Source organism: Achromobacter sp. Marseille-Q4954, assembly GCF_943737025.1.
In the GTDB taxonomy this organism is placed as follows: domain Bacteria; phylum Pseudomonadota; class Gammaproteobacteria; order Burkholderiales; family Burkholderiaceae_B; genus Achromobacter; species Achromobacter bronchisepticus_A.
In genome coordinates, this window is sequence record NZ_CALSFQ010000001.1 from 1809668 (window position 1) to 1827576 (window position 17909).

At 65.6% G+C, this 17909-nt stretch carries 13 protein-coding genes; 7 read left to right on the plus strand and 6 right to left on the minus strand.

Annotated elements, in window-relative coordinates; all coding sequences use genetic code 11:
- Nucleotides 1-2 precede the first annotated feature (2 nt).
- From NGK62_RS08470 to NGK62_RS08480, 3 genes are all read right to left on the minus strand, one after another.
- Complete coding sequence (locus NGK62_RS08470) at nucleotides 3-1202, minus strand: MFS transporter (protein WP_118932549.1); 1200 nt, start codon at nucleotides 1200-1202, stop codon at nucleotides 3-5.
- Nucleotides 1203-1299: 97 nt separating this feature from the next.
- Complete coding sequence (locus tag NGK62_RS08475; RefSeq protein WP_054458355.1) at nucleotides 1300-1806, minus strand: hypothetical protein; 507 nt, start codon at nucleotides 1804-1806, stop codon at nucleotides 1300-1302.
- 189 nt (nucleotides 1807-1995) lie between these two features.
- A complete protein-coding gene (locus tag NGK62_RS08480) occupies nucleotides 1996-2895 on the minus strand; it encodes a LysR family transcriptional regulator (RefSeq protein ID WP_059379045.1) in 900 nt (299 codons plus the stop codon).
- Nucleotides 2896-2980: 85 nt separating this feature from the next.
- Between NGK62_RS08480 and NGK62_RS08485 the strand changes: the two genes are divergently transcribed.
- Nucleotides 2981-3826: an alpha/beta hydrolase gene (locus tag NGK62_RS08485; protein WP_251878007.1), complete on the plus strand. Its 846-nt coding sequence runs from the start codon at nucleotides 2981-2983 to the stop codon at nucleotides 3824-3826.
- 65 nt (nucleotides 3827-3891) lie between these two features.
- Nucleotides 3892-4857 carry a Bug family tripartite tricarboxylate transporter substrate binding protein gene (locus NGK62_RS08490; RefSeq protein ID WP_059379048.1) on the plus strand — a complete coding sequence of 322 codons (966 nt, stop codon included), beginning with the start codon at nucleotides 3892-3894 and terminating at the stop codon, nucleotides 4855-4857.
- A 43-nt stretch (nucleotides 4858-4900) separates the two neighbouring features.
- On the opposite strand, the gene NGK62_RS08495 is transcribed toward NGK62_RS08490, so the two are convergent.
- A complete protein-coding gene (locus NGK62_RS08495) occupies nucleotides 4901-5350 on the minus strand; it encodes an Lrp/AsnC family transcriptional regulator (RefSeq protein ID WP_008159001.1) in 450 nt (149 codons plus the stop codon).
- 129 nt (nucleotides 5351-5479) lie between these two features.
- Here NGK62_RS08495 and NGK62_RS08500 point away from each other — a divergent pair, with 129 nt between their 5' ends.
- The 5 genes from NGK62_RS08500 to NGK62_RS08520 all read left to right on the plus strand — a co-directional run bounded on the left by NGK62_RS08500 (nucleotide 5480) and on the right by NGK62_RS08520 (nucleotide 15287).
- Complete coding sequence (locus NGK62_RS08500) at nucleotides 5480-8986, plus strand: indolepyruvate ferredoxin oxidoreductase family protein (RefSeq protein WP_251878009.1); 3507 nt, start codon at nucleotides 5480-5482, stop codon at nucleotides 8984-8986.
- Nucleotides 8987-9288: 302 nt separating this feature from the next.
- Complete coding sequence (locus tag NGK62_RS08505) at nucleotides 9289-12219, plus strand: ribonucleoside-diphosphate reductase subunit alpha (RefSeq protein WP_059379050.1); 2931 nt, start codon at nucleotides 9289-9291, stop codon at nucleotides 12217-12219.
- Between the two features lie 20 nt (nucleotides 12220-12239).
- Complete coding sequence (locus NGK62_RS08510; protein WP_054458346.1) at nucleotides 12240-13439, plus strand: ribonucleotide-diphosphate reductase subunit beta; 1200 nt, start codon at nucleotides 12240-12242, stop codon at nucleotides 13437-13439.
- Between the two features lie 422 nt (nucleotides 13440-13861).
- Entirely contained in the window at nucleotides 13862-14545 is a 684-nt protein-coding gene (locus NGK62_RS08515; protein ID WP_118934848.1) for a histone H1-like repetitive region-containing protein, read from the plus strand.
- 181 nt (nucleotides 14546-14726) lie between these two features.
- Nucleotides 14727-15287, plus strand: a complete 561-nt coding sequence (locus tag NGK62_RS08520) for a YggT family protein (protein WP_054458342.1) — start codon at nucleotides 14727-14729, stop codon at nucleotides 15285-15287.
- A gap of 27 nt (nucleotides 15288-15314) precedes the next feature.
- On the opposite strand, the gene NGK62_RS08525 is transcribed toward NGK62_RS08520, so the two are convergent.
- A complete protein-coding gene (locus NGK62_RS08525; RefSeq protein ID WP_251878011.1) occupies nucleotides 15315-16760 on the minus strand; it encodes a D-alanine--poly(phosphoribitol) ligase in 1446 nt (481 codons plus the stop codon).
- A 16-nt stretch (nucleotides 16761-16776) separates the two neighbouring features.
- Entirely contained in the window at nucleotides 16777-17904 is a 1128-nt protein-coding gene (locus tag NGK62_RS08530) for an MBOAT family O-acyltransferase (RefSeq protein ID WP_251878013.1), read from the minus strand.
- Between the last annotated feature and the right edge of the window lie 5 nt (nucleotides 17905-17909).

Below are 17909 nucleotides of genomic sequence, written 5' to 3' on the forward strand. Positions count from 1 at the left end.
CCTCAGGCTTGCTGGATGGCCGCGCGCACCTTCAATGCACGCGCGAAGAACGCCCCCAGCAAGGGCAACAACGCCGCCGAGCCGCCGAACAGCGCGCCCGGCCCGATCTCGTCGACCACCGCGCCCGCCACGGCCACGCCCACCGCCTGGCCCATGAACAGGCAGGATGCGAACCACGCCACCGCCGTGCCGCGCGCCGACGGCACCATCTGCGTCGCATTCGTCTGCAAGGTGGCATGCAGCAGGTAGTAGCCGAAACCGGCCAGCACGCTGGCCAGCAAGCTCCACATCCAAACGGGACCTAGCAAATACGACAGGAACGCCACGCCCAGTACCAGTCCGCCGGCGATCGCCAGCCCGCGTTCGCCCAGGCGTTTCAGGATGCGGCCGGCCACCACCGTATACAGCAAGCCGCCCACGGCATACACGGCCACCAGCGCGCCCGCGGCGGTCAGCGAGATATCGAAGCGTTCGTGCAGGTAGGAAGGCGCGAAGGCCAGTGCGCCGAAAACCAGCAGGCCTTCGACGAATACCGTCGCCAGCACGATGCGCGCCCAGGGCGTGCCCAGCACCAGCCGCGCCTGCGCCACGAAGCCCTGGCGCACCGCGCCCGGGTCCACCTGGCCCAGGCCCGAGGCCTGCTGGCGGCGCACTTCCAGCAACAGCAGCACGCCCACTATCAGGTAGCCGCAGACCAGCGCGGCAAATGCCCAGCGCCAGCCCACCGTGTCGGCAAACAGGCCGCCGGCCAGCTGGCCCGCCGACATGCCGAGAATGGTCCCGGTCAGGAAGCGCGCCAAGGTGGCCTGGCGGCGTTCATAAGGTACGTTGTCGCCGATCCAGGCCATCGACAACGGCACGATGCCCGCCCCCGCCGCGCCCGACAGGACGCGGCAGAACACCAGCACGTCCAGCGACCCTGCGGCCACCGCGCCCGCGCTGCCCAGCGCGCAGGCAAAGGTCGCGATGCTGACGACGCGGTACTTGCCGTAGCGGTCGCCCAGGGGACCGAAGAACATCTGCAACACGCCGTAGGCCACGGCGAACGCGGTCACGGCGCGCGCGGCCTGGCCCGTGGTGGTGCCGAATTCCGCCGCGAGCTGCGGCAACATGGGATCACAGATGCGGAAGGCGCTGGCGCTGACGAAAGCGGCCAGGGCAAGCAGCGCGATGGCGCGCGCTTCGGAGGACAGGGCAGGCATGGATGACCGGCTGCGGGCGATGGGTGAAGACCGCACCTTACCGCAGCCCGGCCATCTTGGCTTTGTCGCGGGGCGGAATGTCCGCCCCGCGCAACGCTCAATAGGGCAGGCGATAGCCCGTGGGCATGCGGCGCGCGGTCATGACCTGGCCGCCGTTTTTCAGCTCGCGCATCGTCAGACGGGTCTTCTCGACCTTTTCGACGCGGTAGCGGTTCAGGTAGATCGGATCGTTGGCGTCCACCAGTTCGCCGGCGGACTTGGTGGTCTGCATCGTGTAGATGCCGTCCGCCACGCTCCAGCAGCCGGTCTCGCGCAACGCGGGACGCGTCTTGCGGCCGATCTTCAGCAGGGATTCATAGGCCATGGTGCCATCGGCGGACAGCACGATCAGCGATTGCAGATCGCCGCTGACGTCGCGCGGGCGGCTGTTCGACAGCCAGGTGCCTATCATGGGATCGCCGGCCTTGGCGGGTACGCAGGCCACCGGCTTGGGTGGTTCCGCGGGCTGGGCTTCGGTGATGGTGGCGGGCTTTCTGGCGGCGCAGCCGGCCAGGATCAGAACGGCGCAGGCGACGCCCGCCGTACGCAAATACACACTGCTCATGACTTCCTCAACACGTCTGTCGACGCGCCGCACCGAGCACCCCGGCGCATCCCTCGCGCAGCAAACATCACGCACTCTAAAGAGGCGTTTGCGAAGAATCAACGGCGATCCGCGACCAGTGCAATTGCGCAACAGTAGGCCCCGGAATTGGCCTGTTTTATGGCCGCAAATCGCAAAAATGCGTTGGTTTCAAGCGACAGTGCGGCCGCGTTTCGCGGCCTTCGCGCGCAGCATTTCCTCCATGCGCGCCGCGGCTGGAGACAGGCTGCGGCCGGCCAGCCGGGTGATGCCCAGTTCACGCTCGATGCGCGGGGCGGACAGCGGCACAAAGGCCAGGCCGCGCGAATCCGGCGGCACGCCCAGCCGCGCCAGCACCGTGACGCCGACGCCGCGTTCCAGCATGGCCAGAAGCGACATCATGTTGGACACGAAGACCTGCCGGTCCAGCATGAAGGCCGCCTGCGGATAGCCCGCAAGCTGGCGATGGGCGATGGTGCCGACCAGAGGCAGGTCCTCGATCTCGCGCCAGCTCACCGATTTGCGCCTGGCCAGCGGATGGCCGCGATGGCAAACCAGGCCGAAGGCGTCGCGCAGCAAGGGCTCGAAGGACAGCCGCCGGTCCTGTGACACCGGGCTGCACACGCCCAGCTCCGCCTCCCCTGCCAGCACCATGCGCTCCACGCCTTCCGAGTTGTCGTCGAACAGGCGCAGCGCCACCGCCGGATAGCGCTCGCGGTATGTCGCCACCAGTTCCGGCAGCCAGTGCGTGGCCACCGTGGCAACCGACGCCATGGTCAAGGTGCCGGCCTCGTTGCTGGCCAGCCCCGACAGCGCGCCCGCCACGCGGTCGTGGTGCTGCACCAGTTCGCGCGCCAGCGGCAGGCAGTCCTGGCCGAAACGCGTGAGCGTGCCGCGGTTGCCTGGTTCGAACAGCGGCTGCCCCAGGCGCTGCTCCATCTCGCGGATGGACAGCGACAACGCCGGCTGCGAGCGGAAGGCTCGCGCCGCGGCCGCGCGGAAGCTGCGCAGCTCGGCCACCAGCAGGAAGTGGCGGTAGTGCGTGATGGAAATTTCAGGCAACGGGCGCATGACTGACTTCGATTAGTGAAACTTATCCAATCATATGAAAAATAAAGTTTTCTGATAGCACCAGCCCACCTAAGATGGCCGCACCATGAATGCCGACTCGCTGCTCCCGCCTCTTTCCACCCGCGCCGATCCGCTGGATTTCAGCCGCATCGACCAATTGCCCGCGCGCCTCGCCGGTCAGGGCCGCCTGATAGTCGGCGCCGATCCCCAGGACGACAGGCCCGGCCTGCTGTTCGTGCCCGGCGCTTATCACGGCGCCTGGTGCTACGCGCACTATCTGGATTTCTTCGCCCGCGCCGGCCTGGCCTGCGCGGCGCTGGACCTGCGCGGCCACGGCGCCCTGCCCCAGGACGCGGCGTTTACGTCGGTTGGCATCGCCGACCTGGGCCAGGATGTCATCAGCGCGCTGGACGCGCTGGCGCGCCCCACGGTCGTCATCGGCCACAGCATGGGCGCGCTGCCCGCGCTGCTGGCCGCCAGCCAGCGGACGGTGGCGGGCGTGGTCCTGCTGGCGCCGTCGCCGCCCGGCGACCTGCCCGGCGCGCAAGCGCTGCCGCCCGTCCCTGAAGGCCTGCCGCGGCGCGCGCCGAACGACGCCGAAATCCGCGCACGCTTTCTGGCGACCTCGCCAGACCGCGACGTCGCCTCGGTATCGCAGCGCCTGTGCCCCGAAAGTCCGCAAGTGCTCAACGACCGTTATCTGCTGCGCGTGCCCGTCGACGCCGCCGCCATCCGCGCTCCGGGCCTGTGCCTGGAAGCCGGCCTGGACACGCATGACCGCCACCCGCCCGGCCAGGACCTGGCGATCGCGCGCCGCTTCGGTTTTTCCCACGCCGTGCTTGCCGGCCAGCCGCATTGCATGATGTACGCGAACCAGTGGCAAGTCAGCGCCGCCGCCATCCTGGTGTGGCACCGCGGCCAGTTCGACTGATCGCCCCCCCGAATACCAACGACAACAACGACAACGACGCGCAACCGCGCCATCAGGAGACAACCATGTTCATACCCCGTTATATCCGTCCGGCCCTGATCGGCGCCGGCCTGCTGCTGGCCGCGGCCTCGCACGCCGCCGGCTGGCCCGAGAAACCCGTGACCCTGATCGTGCCGTCCGCCGCGGGCGGCGCGGCCGACCTCACCGCGCGCACCCTGGCGCAGTACCTGGGCGAAAAGACCGGCCAGACCGTGGTGGTCGAGGACCGGCCCGGCGCGGGCGGCATCGTCGGCACCAACGCGGCCAAGAACGCGGCGGCGGACGGCTACACCTTCCTGCTGTCCACCAACTCCACCCACTCGGCCAATCAGTTCCTCTACAAGAGCCTGCCCTACGACGCGCAAAAGGACTTCCGCCAGGTCGGCATGCTGGGCACCTTCGGCACGGTCGGCGTGGTGTCGCCTGACAGCCCGTACCGCACGGTGCCGGACCTGGTCGCGTACGCCAAGCAACATCCCGGACAGGTCTTCTTCGGCTACTACAGCTCGTCCTCGCAAGTGCCGTCCGAACTGCTGAAGCAGCGCGCCGGCATCGAGATCACCGGCGCGGCCTACAAGAACATCACGCAGATCATCACCGACCTGCGCGGCAAGCAGATCAACTTCGCCTTCGTCGACTACCTGACCGCCATGGGCCAGATCGACGGCAAGGGGCTGATTCCCATCGCCGTCACCGGCGCCCAGCCGCAGCCGGCCTGGCCCACCGTGCCGACCATGGCCACCTACTATCCGGACTTCATCGTCGCTGGCTGGCTGGGGCTGTCGGCCCCGGCAGGCACGCCGCAGGACATCGTGGAAAAAATGAACGCCCACATGCAGGCGGCGGTGAAGGACGAAGCCACCGCCGGCAAGCTGCGCGCCCTGGGCCTGACGCCGGAATCCATGGACGTGGCGCGCTTTGACGCCTTCGTGAAGGAAGACACCGCACGCTGGAAGGAATGGATCCGGATCTCGGGCATCCAACCCCAATAAATCCGCGGCCCTCCCTATATCTATATAGAGAGGGCCCGTTTATCTACAGCGGCAGGCGCTGCTCGTGCTTGATTTCACGCAGCGCGACAATGGTGCGCGTCTGCCGTATGCCCGGCATGTTGAACAGGAAGCGGTGCAGGAAACGATCGTAGGCCTCCGGGCTTTCGACCAGGATCTTCAGCAGGAAGTCCGAATCCCCCGTCACCGCGTAGCACTCCAGGATTTCGGGCGCGTCGCGCACCGAGCGCTCGAAGTTCTCGACCGTATTGGCGGAGTGCCGCTCCAGGCTGATCTGCGCGAACATGCAGCCCAGCCCCACCTTGCTGCGGTCCACCTGGGCGCTATACCCCTGGATCACCCCGCTGGCCTCCATCGCCTTCACCCGCCGCCACACCGGCGCGGCCGACAGCCCCACCTTCTCTGAAAGCTGCTGCGCCGAGGCCCGGCCGTCCTCCTGCAAGGCCTTGAGGATGCCGATATCGGTCTTGTCCATCGCTTAGTCTCCTGGTTTTTGTCGAACACGAAACGTTCATTGCGAATTATAGGGATAGCACGATCCAAAAACGCAATAAACCTGATGGCTCGCGAACCTATCATGGTGCCGAAACCAGGAGTATTCACCATGGACGGTACCCCCGCCGCCGAACCCCAGCTGGACCTCGAGTACCAGCTCGCCGACAACCTCACGCGCAGCTCCGGCCGCATCTTCATGACCGGCACCCAGGCGCTGGTGCGCATCATGCTCACCCAGGCCCGGATGGACCGCGAACGCGGCCTGAACACGGCCGGCTTCGTCTCGGGCTACCGCGGCTCGCCGCTGGGCGGCGTGGACATGGCCATGTGGAAGGCGCAGAAGGCGCTGGACGCCAACCAGATCACCTTCCTGCCCGCCATCAATGAAGACATGGCGGCCACCGCCGTCATGGGCACCCAGCAGGCCGGCGTGCGCGCCGACCGCAACGTCGATGGCGTCTACGCCATGTGGTACGGCAAGGGCCCCGGCGTGGACCGCGCCGGCGACGCCCTGCATCACGGCAACGCCGCGGGCGCATCGCGCAACGGTGGCGTGCTGGTGGTGGTGGGCGACGACCACACCGCCGTCTCGTCCTCCATCCCGCATTCCAGCGAGGCCTCGCTGATCGGCTGGCAGATGCCCATCGTGCACCCGGCCTCCATCGACGAATACGAAACCTTCGCGCTGTGGGGCTGGGCCCTGTCGCGCTACTCGGGCACCTGGGTCGCCTTCAAGGCCGTGTCCGAAACCATCGAATGCGGACACTCGTTCGTTCCCGCCCCTGCCCAGCGCTACGACATGCCCGCGGACCCGGACATGCCGCCCGAATCGCTGGAGTATTCCGCACGCGACTTCCTGTCGCTGGCGATCGAGACGCGCATGAACCTGCGCATGAAGGCCGTGGCCGCGTTCGCGCGCCGCCACAGCATCGACCGCCTGACCTGTCCGGCGCCCAAGGCCACTGTCGGCATCGTCACGGTGGGCAAGGCGCATCTGGACACCATGGAAGCGCTATCGCGCCTGGGCGTGGACACCGTCACCGCCAATGCGCCGGTGCGCATCTACAAGCCCGGCCTGACCTGGCCGCTGGATAGCGAACGTCTGCTGGAATTCGCGCGCGGCCTGTCGCACATCCTCGTGATCGAGGAAAAGGGCGCGGTGGTCGAAAGCCAGATCAAGGACCTGCTGTTCAACCTGCCGGACCGCCCCACCGTCATCGGCAAGAAGGGCTTCGACGGCGAAGCGCTGGTGCCCTCGGCCGGCCAGTTGCGCCCCTCGCTGCTGGCGCAGCCGCTGGCCAATTGGCTCAGCCGCGCCGCCGGCCTGCCGCTGGCGGCGGACCTGTCCGTGTTCGCGTGCCAGGCGCCGCTGTCCAACGACGCCGACGGCATGCGCCGCCGCCCCTACTTCTGTTCGGGCTGCCCGCACAGCACCTCGACCAAGGTGCCGGAAGGCAGCCAGGCGCTGTCCGGTGTGGGCTGCCACTACATGGCCGCCTGGATGGACCGCGACACCGGCGGCCTGACGCAGATGGGCGGCGAAGGCGTGGACTGGATCGGCCTGTCGCGCTACACCAAGATGCCGCACATCTTCCAGAACATGGGAGAAGGCACCTATTACCACTCGGGCTATCTCGCCATCCGCCAGGCCGTGGCCGCCAAGGCCAACATCACCTACAAGATCCTGTTCAACGACGCCACGGCCATGACCGGCGGCCAGCCCATCGACGGCCCGATCTCGGTGCCCAGCATCTGCCAGCAACTGCGCGGCGAGAACGTGGCCCGCATCGTCGTCACCACCGACGAACCCGAGAAGTATCAGGGCGTGGACCTGGGCGCCGGCATCAAGGTGCACCACCGCCGTGAACTGGACGCGCTGCAGCGCGAGCTGCGCGAGATCCCCGGCGTGACCGTGCTGATCCACGACCAGACCTGTGCCGCCGAGAAGCGCCGCCGCCGCAAGAAGAACCAGTTCCCCGACCCGGCGCGCCGCATGCTGATCAACAGCGCCGTCTGCGAAGGCTGCGGCGACTGCGGCGTGCAATCGAACTGCCTGTCGGTGGTGCCGCTGGAAACGCCTTATGGCCGCAAGCGCGCCATTGACCAGTCCAGCTGCAACAAGGACTATTCCTGCGCCGAAGGCTTCTGCCCCAGCTTCGTCTCCGTGATGGGCGGCAAGCCCAAGAAAAGCGCGGCGCCCAAGGCCGACCAGGAACGCCTGCAGAAACTGATCGCGCAGTTGCCCCTGCCGGCCATGCCTGCGCTGGACCATCCCTATCGTCTGCTGGTCGCCGGCATGGGCGGCACCGGCGTCATCACCATCGGCGCCATCGTGTCGATGGCGGCGCACCTGGAAGGCCTGTCCGCCGCGGTGCTGGACCTGACCGGCCTGGCTCAGAAAGGCGGCACGGTGGTCAGCCATATCCGCCTGGCGCCTGCCGGCGCCCCCGCCGGCCCGGTGCGCCTGGACTGGCAGCAGGCCGACGCCGCGATCCTGTGCGACCCGGTCGCCTCCGTGGCGCCGGACTCGCTGGGCGCGCTGCGCCGCGGCCACACCCAGGTCACGGTCAACAGCTACGTCGCGCCGGTCTCCGACTTCACCCGCAACCCGGACGCGGCCATGCGGCCCGAAGCGCTGCTGGCCAAGATCCGCCACGCCGCGGGCGAGTCCAACACCGTCGCGATCGACGCGCACGAAGCCGCGCTGGCGCTGTTCGGCGACAGCATCCTGTCCAATATGTTCATGCTGGGCTATGCCTGGCAGCGCGGCGGCGTGCCGCTGTCGCAGGCCGCCATCAACCGCGCCATCGAACTCAACGGCGTAGCGGTGGCCGCCAACCGTGCCGCCTTCGACAGCGGCCGTCTGGCGGCGCACCAGCCCGACGCGCTGGAAGGCGCGCTGCGCCCGCGCGCCCAGGTCGTGCAACTGCACGTGCCCGAATCGTTCGAGCGCGCCGTCGCCCGCCGCGTCGAAGACCTGACCGCCTATCAAAACGCCGACTACGCCCGCCAGTTCCAGGACGTGGTCGAGGCCGTCGCCGCGCGCGAGCGCGAATTGGCACCCGACGCCAAGACGCCGCGCCTGGCGCTGGCGGTCGCGCGCGGCCTGTTCAAGCTCATGGCCTACAAGGACGAATACGAAGTCGCGCGGCTCTACACGGGCGCCTCCTTCCAGGCGCAGTTGCAGGGCCAGTTCGAAGGCGACTACAGCCTGCGCTTCCACATGGCCCCGCCCATCTTCGCCCGCAAGGACCCGCGCACCGGCGTGCCGCGCAAGATGACGCTGGGCCCGCGCACCATGACCGCGCTGAAAATGCTGGCGCGCCTGAAGGGCTTGCGCGGCACCTGGTTCGATCCCTTCGGCCATACCGCCGAGCGCAAGATGGAACGGGAGCTGGTGCGCGAGTACCGCCAGGCCATAGACCAGTTGCTGGCAGGGTTGACCCGCGACAAGCTGGCCCAAGCGGCTACAATCGCCGGCCTTGCAGAAACCATCCGCGGCTTCGGTCACGTGAAGGCTGCAAACGTCGAGAAGTATCGGACGGAGTTGGGCCGCTTGATGCAAACCTATACGGCGCCTGCCCCGCGCGATATGCCCCTGCGGAAGACCGCATAAACATTCGCTCCGAGCGGCACCTTCCTGGGCGCGCCTTGCTGGGCGCGCCTAGTGCATTTGGTAACAACCTTTTGTGAACTTCGTCTTATTTTTTTCTTGTCCCTGTCGTACTCGATCACTAGAATTAGTGTCCAACGAGGGGTGCTACACTATATGTTGTGGTCGCCTAAGAGCTGATTCCCGTCGGCCACGCCTTTTGGACTAAGCCGTCCTAGCGTTACGACCCCCTCAAAAGATCCGATTTTGTACCTGACATGACGCCGTCATGTCGCTATCTACGCGCTTTTCGCACAGGAGCTTCCATGCAGACTACGATCGCCTCTGTGACCCGGCCCTCGGCCGTGCCGCCCTCCCAAACCGATTCCCCTGCTGACGCCAACGGCGGGCAATGGGCCAGCTACAACATCATTCGCCGCAATGGCTCGGTGGTCGGGTTCGAACCCAACAAGATCGCCATCGCCATGACCAAGGCCTTCCTGGCCGTCAACGGCGGCCAGGGCGCGGCCTCCGCGCGCGTGCGTGAGCTGGTCGAGAACCTGACCGGCCAGGCCGTCAACGCGCTGGTGCGCAACCGCCCCAACGGCGGCACCTTCCATATTGAAGACATCCAGGACCAGGTCGAACTGGCCCTGATGCGCTCGGGCGAACACGACGTCGCCCGCGCCTACGTGCTGTACCGCGAAAAGCGCACGCAGGAACGCGCGGCCGCCGCTGCCGCCGCCGACAACCAGGAAAAGGCCGCCGCCCCGCAGGAACACGTGCTGAACGTGACCGACGCCGGCGTGCGCCGCCCGCTGGACCTGGCTGAACTGCGCGCCACCATCGAAGCCGCCGGCGAAGGCCTGGCCGAATTCATCGACACGGAAGCGATCCTGAAGGAAACGGTCAAGAACCTGTACGACGGCATCCCCGTCGACGAAGTGTTCAAGTCCGCCATCCTGTCCGCGCGCGCGCTGGTCGAAAAGGACCCGGCCTACAGCCAGGTCACCGCCCGTCTGCTGCTGCACACGATCCGCAAGGAAGTGCTGGGCGAAGAAGTCTCGCAGGACGGCATGGCCGCCCGCTACGCCGAGTACTTCCCCACCTTCATCGCCCGCGGCATCGAAGGCGGCCTGCTGTCGCCCGAGCTGGCCAGCTATGACCTGACCAAGCTGGGCCACGCCCTGAACGCCAAGCGCGACCTGCAGTTCGGCTACCTCGGCCTGCAGACCCTGTACGACCGCTACTTCCTGCACATCCGCGGCACGCGCATCGAACTGCCGCAGGTGTTCTTCATGCGCGTGGCCATGGGCCTGGCGCTGCGCGAAACCGACCGCGAAACCCGCGCCATCGAGTTCTACGAGATCCTGTCCTCGTTCGACTTCATGAGCTCGACGCCGACGCTGTTCAACTCGGGCACGCTGCACTCGCAGCTGTCGTCGTGCTACCTGACCACCGTCTCCGACGACCTGGAAGGCATCTACGACGCCATCAAGGAAAACGCGCTGCTGGCCAAGTACGCCGGCGGCCTGGGCAACGACTGGACCCCGGTGCGCGCGCTGCGCAGCCACATCAAGGGCACCAACGGCGAAAGCCAGGGCGTCGTGCCGTTCCTGAAGGTCGTCAACGACACCGCCGTCGCGGTCAACCAGGGCGGCAAGCGCAAGGGCGCTGTCTGCACGTACCTGGAATCGTGGCACCTGGACATCGAAGAATTCCTGGAACTGCGCAAGAACACCGGCGACGAGCGCCGCCGCACGCACGACATGAACACGGCGAACTGGATTCCCGACCTGTTCATGAAGCGCGTCATGGAAGGCGGCGAATGGACGCTGTTCTCGCCGTCCGACTGCCCCGACCTGCACGACAAGTACGGCCGCGCCTTTGAAGAAGCCTACGTGGGCTACGAAGCGCGCGTGGCCAGCGGCGAACTGAAGCTCTTCAAGAAGATGCCGGCGCTGAATCTGTGGCGCAAGATGCTGTCGATGCTGTTCGAAACCGGCCACCCCTGGATCACGTTCAAGGATCCTTGCAACATCCGTTCGCCGCAGCAGCACGTCGGCGTCGTGCACAGCTCGAACCTGTGCACCGAGATCACGCTGAACACCAACGAATCCGAAATCGCGGTGTGCAACCTGGGTTCCGTGAACCTGGTCGCGCACATGAAGCCGGCTGCCGGCGGCGGTTTCGAACTCGACCACGACAAGATCAAGCGCACGGTCAGCATCGCCATGCGCATGCTCGACAACGTGATCGACATCAACTACTACGCCGTCGACAAGGCCCGCAATTCCAACGCGCGCCATCGTCCGGTGGGCATGGGCATCATGGGCTTCCAGGACTGCCTGCAGATGATGCGCGTGCCTTACGCATCGCAGTCCGCCGTCGAATTCGCCGACCGTTCGATGGAAGCCGTGTGCTATCACGCGTACTGGGCCTCGAGCCTGCTCGCTGAAGAGCGCGGCCGTTATCAATCGTATGAAGGCTCACTGTGGTCGCGTGGCATCTTGCCGCAAGACACGTTGAAGATGCTGCGCGATGAACGCGGTGGTCACGTTGAAGTTGATGAGTCGAGCACGCTCGATTGGGATACGTTGCGCGCGCGCATCAAACAACATGGCATGCGCAACTCCAATTGCATCGCAATCGCCCCAACCGCGACTATTTCCAATATCATTGGTGTATCTGCGTGCATCGAACCCACTTTCCAGAACTTGTACGTCAAATCGAATCTCTCCGGCGAGTTCACGGTCGTTAACGATTACCTCGTGCGTGACCTGAAGAAACTCGGTCTCTGGGACGAAGTCATGGTCGCCGACCTCAAGTACTTCGACGGCAGCCTGTCCCGCATCGATCGCGTACCTTCCGAACTCCGCGACCTCTACGCCACCGCGTTCGAAGTCGAACCGAGCTGGCTGGTTGAATGCGCGTCGCGTCGCCAGAAGTGGATCGATCAAGCACAGTCGCTGAACATCTACATGTCGGGCGCGTCGGGCAAGAAGCTGGACGACACCTACAAGCTGGCCTGGAAGCGCGGCCTGAAGACGACCTACTACCTGCGTACGCTTGGCGCCACCAGCGCCGAGAAGTCCACGGGACGCGGCGGCGAATTGAATGCCGTCTCGGCGGGCGCACCGTCCGCGGGTCCTGCTGTCGCTGCTGCACCTGTTTTGCCGGAACCCGAAGTTCTCGGGGCGGTTTGCACCATGCGGCCGGGCGACCCCGGCTTCGAAGAGTGCGAAGCCTGCCAATAACCGCCTCCGGAGAATGAATCATGATTAATTGGGAAGACGACACCATCGCCACGCAACCTGCACAATCGCCCGCACCCGCGGCGGGCGGGCAGGCTGCGCCCGCCGTCCGGGCGGCGACCGGTGTTTTCGGCGACACCGCCATGCCCACGCCTGCCGCGCCTGAACACGCGGCTGGCTTGGCCGCCAGCGGCTCCGCCACCTCGCAACGCGTGAAGGTTGCCGACAAGCGCATCATCAACGGCCAGACCGACGTCAATCAGCTCGTGCCCTTCAAGTACAAGTGGGCATGGGAGAAGTACCTGGCGACTTGCGCCAACCACTGGATGCCGCAAGAGATCAACATGTCGCGCGACATCGCCCTCTGGAAGAACCCGAACGGGCTCACCGAGGACGAGCGCCGCATCGTCAAGCGCAACCTGGGCTTCTTCGTCACCGCCGACTCGCTGGCCGCGAACAACATCGTGCTGGGCACCTACCGCCACATCACGGCGCCCGAGTGCCGCCAGTTCCTGCTGCGCCAGGCGTTTGAAGAAGCGATCCACACGCACGCCTATCAATACATCGTCGAAAGCCTGGACCTGGACGAAGCGGAGATCTTCAACGCTTACAACGAAGTGCCGTCCATCCGCGCCAAGGACGAGTTCCTGATCCCGTTCATCGACGCGATCGCGGACCCCAACTTCAAGACGGGCACGCCCGAAGCCGATCAGACGCTGCTGAAGTCGCTGATCGTTTTCGCTTGCCTGATGGAAGGCCTGTTCTTCTACGTTGGCTTCACGCAGATCCTGGCGCTGGGCCGCCAGAACAAGATGACCGGCGCCGCCGAGCAGTACATGTACATCCTGCGCGATGAATCCATGCACTGCAATTTCGGCATCGACCTGATCAACACCGTCAAACTGGAAAATCCGCATCTGTGGACGCCGGAATTCCGCGAAGAAATTCGAGAACTCTTCCGCAAAGCGGTCGAACTCGAATACGCTTACGCCGAAGACACGATGCCGCGCGGCGTGTTGGGCTTGAACGCACCTATGTTCAAATCCTACCTGCGCTTCATCGCCAACCGTCGTTGCCAGCAAATCGGTATCGAACCGCTGTACCCGCAGGAAGAAAATCCCTTCCCGTGGATGGCGGAAATGATCGATCTTAAAAAGGAACGCAACTTTTTTGAAACTCGCGTGATCGAATACCAAACCGGTGGCACGCTGAGCTGGGAGTAAAAGCAGTACGTCATCAGGCCCGGCGCGGGCACGCTCCAGATGCAAGGAGCGTCGCGTTCGCGACAGGCTTGATGATGTTCTCCCTGGTCAGGGTGTTTTGCCGCCGGGCCGCCCCAAGGCAAAACGCGCCCCCTCGGGGGCAGCAAGCCGAAGGCGCGGCGTGGGGCATTCGAACACACGTAGAACAAGCGGTCGGCGGTCTGTGATCAGGTCGCCTGCCGGCGCCATTTGAAATGGCTCGCGCCAAAGGAGCGGGGGCCATATCAAATGGCTGTGCCGAATTCATTAGCGCAAACCGTAGTAGCTGTTGCTCGCACAGAACAGCGGCTTGCGCCGATGAATAGCCCGGGCACGATGCGCCTTGTTGGCGGATCGGGGCACGGGTTTAAGTTCTGGGACCCCTGAACCTAAGGAGCATGACCATGGCAACAGCCAAGAAAGCCGTAAAGAAAGCGGTGAAGAAGCCCGCCGCCAAGAAGGCAGTAGCGAAGAAGGCCGCACCGGCCAAGAAAGCTGCCGTCAAGAAGGTAGCCGTCAAGAAAGTCGCTGCCAAGAAGCCGGCAGTGAAGAAGGTTGCCGCCAAGAAGCCGGCAGTCAAGAAGGTCGCCGCCAAGAAAGCGGTAGCCAAGAAGGCCGTCGCCAAGAAGGCCGTCGCCAAGAAAGCGGTAGCCAAGAAGGTTGTCGCCAAGAAGGCCGTGGCCAAGAAAGCTGTCGCCAAGAAGGCGGTTGCCAAGAAAGCCGTAGCCAAGAAGGCGGTTGCCAAGAAAGCCGTCGCCAAGAAGGCCGTCGCCAAGAAAGCGGTAGCCAAGAAGGCCGTCGCCAAGAAGGCTCCTGCTGCCAAGAAGGCGGTTGCCAAGAAGGCCGTAGCCAAGAAGGCGCCTGCCGCCAAGAAGGCTGTTGCCAAGAAGGCCCCCGCTGCCAAGAAGGCTCCTGCCGCAGCCAAGCCTGCTGCTGCCAAGAAGCCTGCTGCCGCCAAGAAGCCCGCTGCGAAGAAAGCCGCTCCGAAGAAGCCCGCAACGCCGCCGTCCACGGCTGCTGCTCCGGGCGCGAAGACCGCGCTGAACCCCGCCGCGTCGTGGCCGTTCCCGACGGGTGGCCGTCCTTAATCCGGACGGTTCGAAGCACTAGCTTCGCAGAGCCGCCTGGCCTAGGCCGGGCGGCTTTTTCGTGTCCGCGCGGCCCGGCATCGGCCAGCCTCGTCCAGAACGGCGAGCCAGCGCGGCCCGCAGGCGATTTTTCGCCTGGGCATGCGACAATTGACTCCTCTTTTTCAGGGTGACCGTGTCCATGCTCGATGAAATCTTGCGCTTCCTTCTCGAAATCGTGTTCACGCTGTTCGGCGCGGCGCTGATTGCGCGCGCCTGGATGCACGCGATACGGCTGCACCCGTTCAACCCGTTGTCGCGCTTCATCTACCAGGTCACCAACTGGCTGGTGATGCCCTTGCGCAAGATCATTCCCGCCGGCAACAAGATCGATTGGACCAGCCTGGTCGCCGTGTGGCTATCCGCGCTGGTCTATCTGGTGCTGATCTGGCTGGTGGTGATCGGCGCGCTGATTCCGCTGGATTACCTGCCCAGGGTCATGGGCTCGGCGTTGATCATGGCCGTCAAATGGGCGCTGAATCTGGTGGTGTGGCTGACGCTGATCCAGGCCGTGCTGTCTTGGGTGAATCCGATGGCGCCCATGATGCCGCTGCTGCAGGCGCTGACCGCGCCCATGCTGGACCCCATCCGCCGCCTGCTGCCGCGCACCGCGATCGACTTTTCGCCGCTGGTGCTGCTGATCGTCGCGCAGGTGCTGTTGATGGTGCTGTCCAACATCAGCCAGCGCATGGTGGGCCTGTAAAGCGGCGGGGCCGCGCCCCGCCAGACCTTACGCCGGAATGCCGGCGTAGATCTCGACCAGCTTCTTGCGGTCGATCTTGTGATTGTTCGACATCGGCAGCGCCGGGCAGGCCACCAGTTCGGACGGCACCATGTAAGGCGGCAGGCGCTGTGCCAGCCGCTCTTTCCAGCCCGCCAGCGCCTCAGGCGCCAAAATGCGCGGCGCCTGTTCCGCTTCCGCTCCCGCCACGAATCCGATCAAGCGCACCGCGGTGCCGTCAGGCCGGCGCAACACCGCGCAGGCGCCGCCCTCCACGCCCGGCAGACCATGCAACGCTTCGTCGATCTCCGCCAACTCGATGCGATAGCCGTTCAGCTTGATCTGGTCGTCCATGCGGCCGCGGCAGAACAGCAGGCCGTCGCCCTCCATCTGCCCCAGGTCGCCCGTGCGGAAGGCGCGGCGGCCATCGGCATAGGTGTAGAGCTTGGCTTCGTTCAGGTCCGGGCGATTCAGATAACCGCGCATGACGTGGTCGCCCACGATGCAGATCTCGCCTTCGTCCACGATCAGCACGCTATCCGGCTTGGCATGTCCCACGGGCAGCGGATCGTGCGCGGCCAGGACCGCGTCGGTGACTTCGATCCAGGTGGTCGCCACGGTGGCTTCCGTGGGGCCATAGGTATTGAGGATGACGGCATCCGGGAAACGCTGGCGCAGCTTCTTGGCCAGCGCCGAAGGCAGCGGCTCGCCGCAGAACAGGAAGGTGCGCAGCTTGGGCAAAGAGGCCGGCGAGAAGTCGCGATTGGCCAACTGCTGGTGCGCGAACGACGGCGTGGAGACCCAGACCGTCACGCCGTGTTCGGCCAAACGGGCCATCCAGGCGGCAGGCGCGGCGATCTGCTCGCGTGCGTTCAGCACGCAGCAACCGCCCGCGGCCAAGGTGGCGAAAACTTCGTACATGGACAGGTCAAAGCTGAACGGCGCCTGGTTCATGAACACGGGCGCCTCGCCCAGGCCGAAGCTGCCCAGCATCCAGTCGCCCAGCAGACCCACGCTTTCGCGGCCGATCTGCACGCCCTTCGGGTCGCCCGTGCTGCCGGACGTGAACATGACGTAGGCCAGGCCGCGCTCTTCCAGCATGGCGCCCTCGCCCGCCGTGAAGCGGCCGCTGGCCGCATCGAACACGGCGGCGGCGCGCACGATCTCGACGATGCGGCGCAAACGCTCTTGCGGATAGATGGTGTCCACCGGCACAAACGGCGCCCCGATCAGCAAGGCGCCCACCATGGCGACGAAGAACGCAGCTTCCTTGTGGCCATAAATGGCCACCGGCACGTCCGGCGCCACGCCATGCCTGCGCGCCTCGTCGGCCCAGGCGCCGGCCTCGGCGCGCAATTGCGACCAGCTCAGGCTGCGGTCTGCGGCGACGACCGCAGGCGCGTCAGGCGCATATTCGGTATCCGTGAACAGGAAAGACTTCAGATCGAAACGCATGCCGAAACTCCCGGCGTCAGATGGGACTGCGGCCGCTGAACACATATAGCGCCAGCGCAGCAAGAATCAGGGTGAGCACGCGCCCGAGAAAGCGCATGACGGGTTGCGCCAGCGCAGCCTGCAAGGCCGGACGGGTGCGCGCCGCGTTGATCAGCAGGTTGTGGCCCACCGAGTACGCGCCGAACATCAGGCCGCTGACGATGTAGTGCAGCGACAGGCCGTTCCAGACGCCCATGGCCAGCAAGGTCGCGAAGATGCCGATGTTCTGCGCCGCCATGCGGTGGCGTCCGAAGAACTTGGTCTTGCTCAGCGCCTTGTAGATGGGCATGAACACCACGTCGCGCAGCCACTCCGACAGGCTGATGTGCCAGCGGCGCCAGAAGTCCTGCGGATTGAGCGTGGCCAGCGGATTGCGGAAGTTGATCGGCAAAGTGAAGCCGAACAGCATGCCGATGCCGATCGCCATGGTGGAATAGCCGGCGAAGTCGAAGAACAGATAGGCGCTGTAGAACGAGGCGTTGAGCGCCACGCCGGTGAATGAGTAATCATGCGCGTCGAGCGTCGCCAGGCCGTAACGCCAGATGAGTTCGGCCACGCCGAACTTCTGGATCACGCCCAGCATGATGAGCTCCAGGCCGCTGAGCCAGGTGTTCAGGTTCACGCCTTCATAGCCGCGCTTCAGGTCCGCCTGGAAATTGCGCCAGCGGTACATGGGACCGGCCAGCAGCGTCAGCGGGAAAAACAGGTAGATGAAGTAGTCCAGCGGCGACACGCGCTCGTTGCGCTGCGCGAACAGCAGCACGTCGATGGCGCGGAACGTGGCAAACGACAGTCCCAGCATGGCGCCCAGGTGCGAGACGCCCGTCTTCACCAGCAGCAGCGGCGTCATGGTGATGATCACGGCCAGCCAGGTGGGGATGTAGTTGCGCCGCACCGCCCACAGCGCGCTGCCGGAAATGGCCAGCAAGGCGATGGGTTGATACGGACGCGCCCAGAACACCGCCATCCACACGCCCAGGCAGATCACGCCGATGATGTGGCGGTAGCCGATACGGAACGGCATGCCGAAGGAACGGTAGGCCAACAGTCCCAGGCCACCGCACAGGGCGCCGCCGAAAAAGCTCAAGCTTGCGAACAATTCCATGGCGG

What these genes read in the sequence shown, in the direction of transcription:
- NGK62_RS08500 (WP_251878009.1), top strand. Translation starts at nt 5,480, where the DNA reads ATGGACGGTACCCCCGCCGCCGAACCCCAGCTGGACCTCGAGTACCAG.
- NGK62_RS08495 (WP_008159001.1), bottom strand. Translation starts at nt 5,350, where the DNA reads ATGGACAAGACCGATATCGGCATCCTCAAGGCCTTGCAGGAGGACGGC.
- NGK62_RS08470 (WP_118932549.1), bottom strand. Translation starts at nt 1,202, where the DNA reads ATGCCTGCCCTGTCCTCCGAAGCGCGCGCCATCGCGCTGCTTGCCCTG.
- NGK62_RS08475 (WP_054458355.1), bottom strand. Translation starts at nt 1,806, where the DNA reads ATGAGCAGTGTGTATTTGCGTACGGCGGGCGTCGCCTGCGCCGTTCTG.
- NGK62_RS08510 (WP_054458346.1), top strand. Translation starts at nt 12,240, where the DNA reads ATGATTAATTGGGAAGACGACACCATCGCCACGCAACCTGCACAATCG.
- NGK62_RS08520 (WP_054458342.1), top strand. Translation starts at nt 14,727, where the DNA reads ATGCTCGATGAAATCTTGCGCTTCCTTCTCGAAATCGTGTTCACGCTG.
- NGK62_RS08480 (WP_059379045.1), bottom strand. Translation starts at nt 2,895, where the DNA reads ATGCGCCCGTTGCCTGAAATTTCCATCACGCACTACCGCCACTTCCTG.
- NGK62_RS08525 (WP_251878011.1), bottom strand. Translation starts at nt 16,760, where the DNA reads ATGCGTTTCGATCTGAAGTCTTTCCTGTTCACGGATACCGAATATGCG.
- NGK62_RS08485 (WP_251878007.1), top strand. Translation starts at nt 2,981, where the DNA reads ATGAATGCCGACTCGCTGCTCCCGCCTCTTTCCACCCGCGCCGATCCG.
- NGK62_RS08505 (WP_059379050.1), top strand. Translation starts at nt 9,289, where the DNA reads ATGCAGACTACGATCGCCTCTGTGACCCGGCCCTCGGCCGTGCCGCCC.
- NGK62_RS08490 (WP_059379048.1), top strand. Translation starts at nt 3,892, where the DNA reads ATGTTCATACCCCGTTATATCCGTCCGGCCCTGATCGGCGCCGGCCTG.
- NGK62_RS08515 (WP_118934848.1), top strand. Translation starts at nt 13,862, where the DNA reads ATGGCAACAGCCAAGAAAGCCGTAAAGAAAGCGGTGAAGAAGCCCGCC.
- NGK62_RS08530 (WP_251878013.1), bottom strand. Translation starts at nt 17,904, where the DNA reads ATGGAATTGTTCGCAAGCTTGAGCTTTTTCGGCGGCGCCCTGTGCGGT.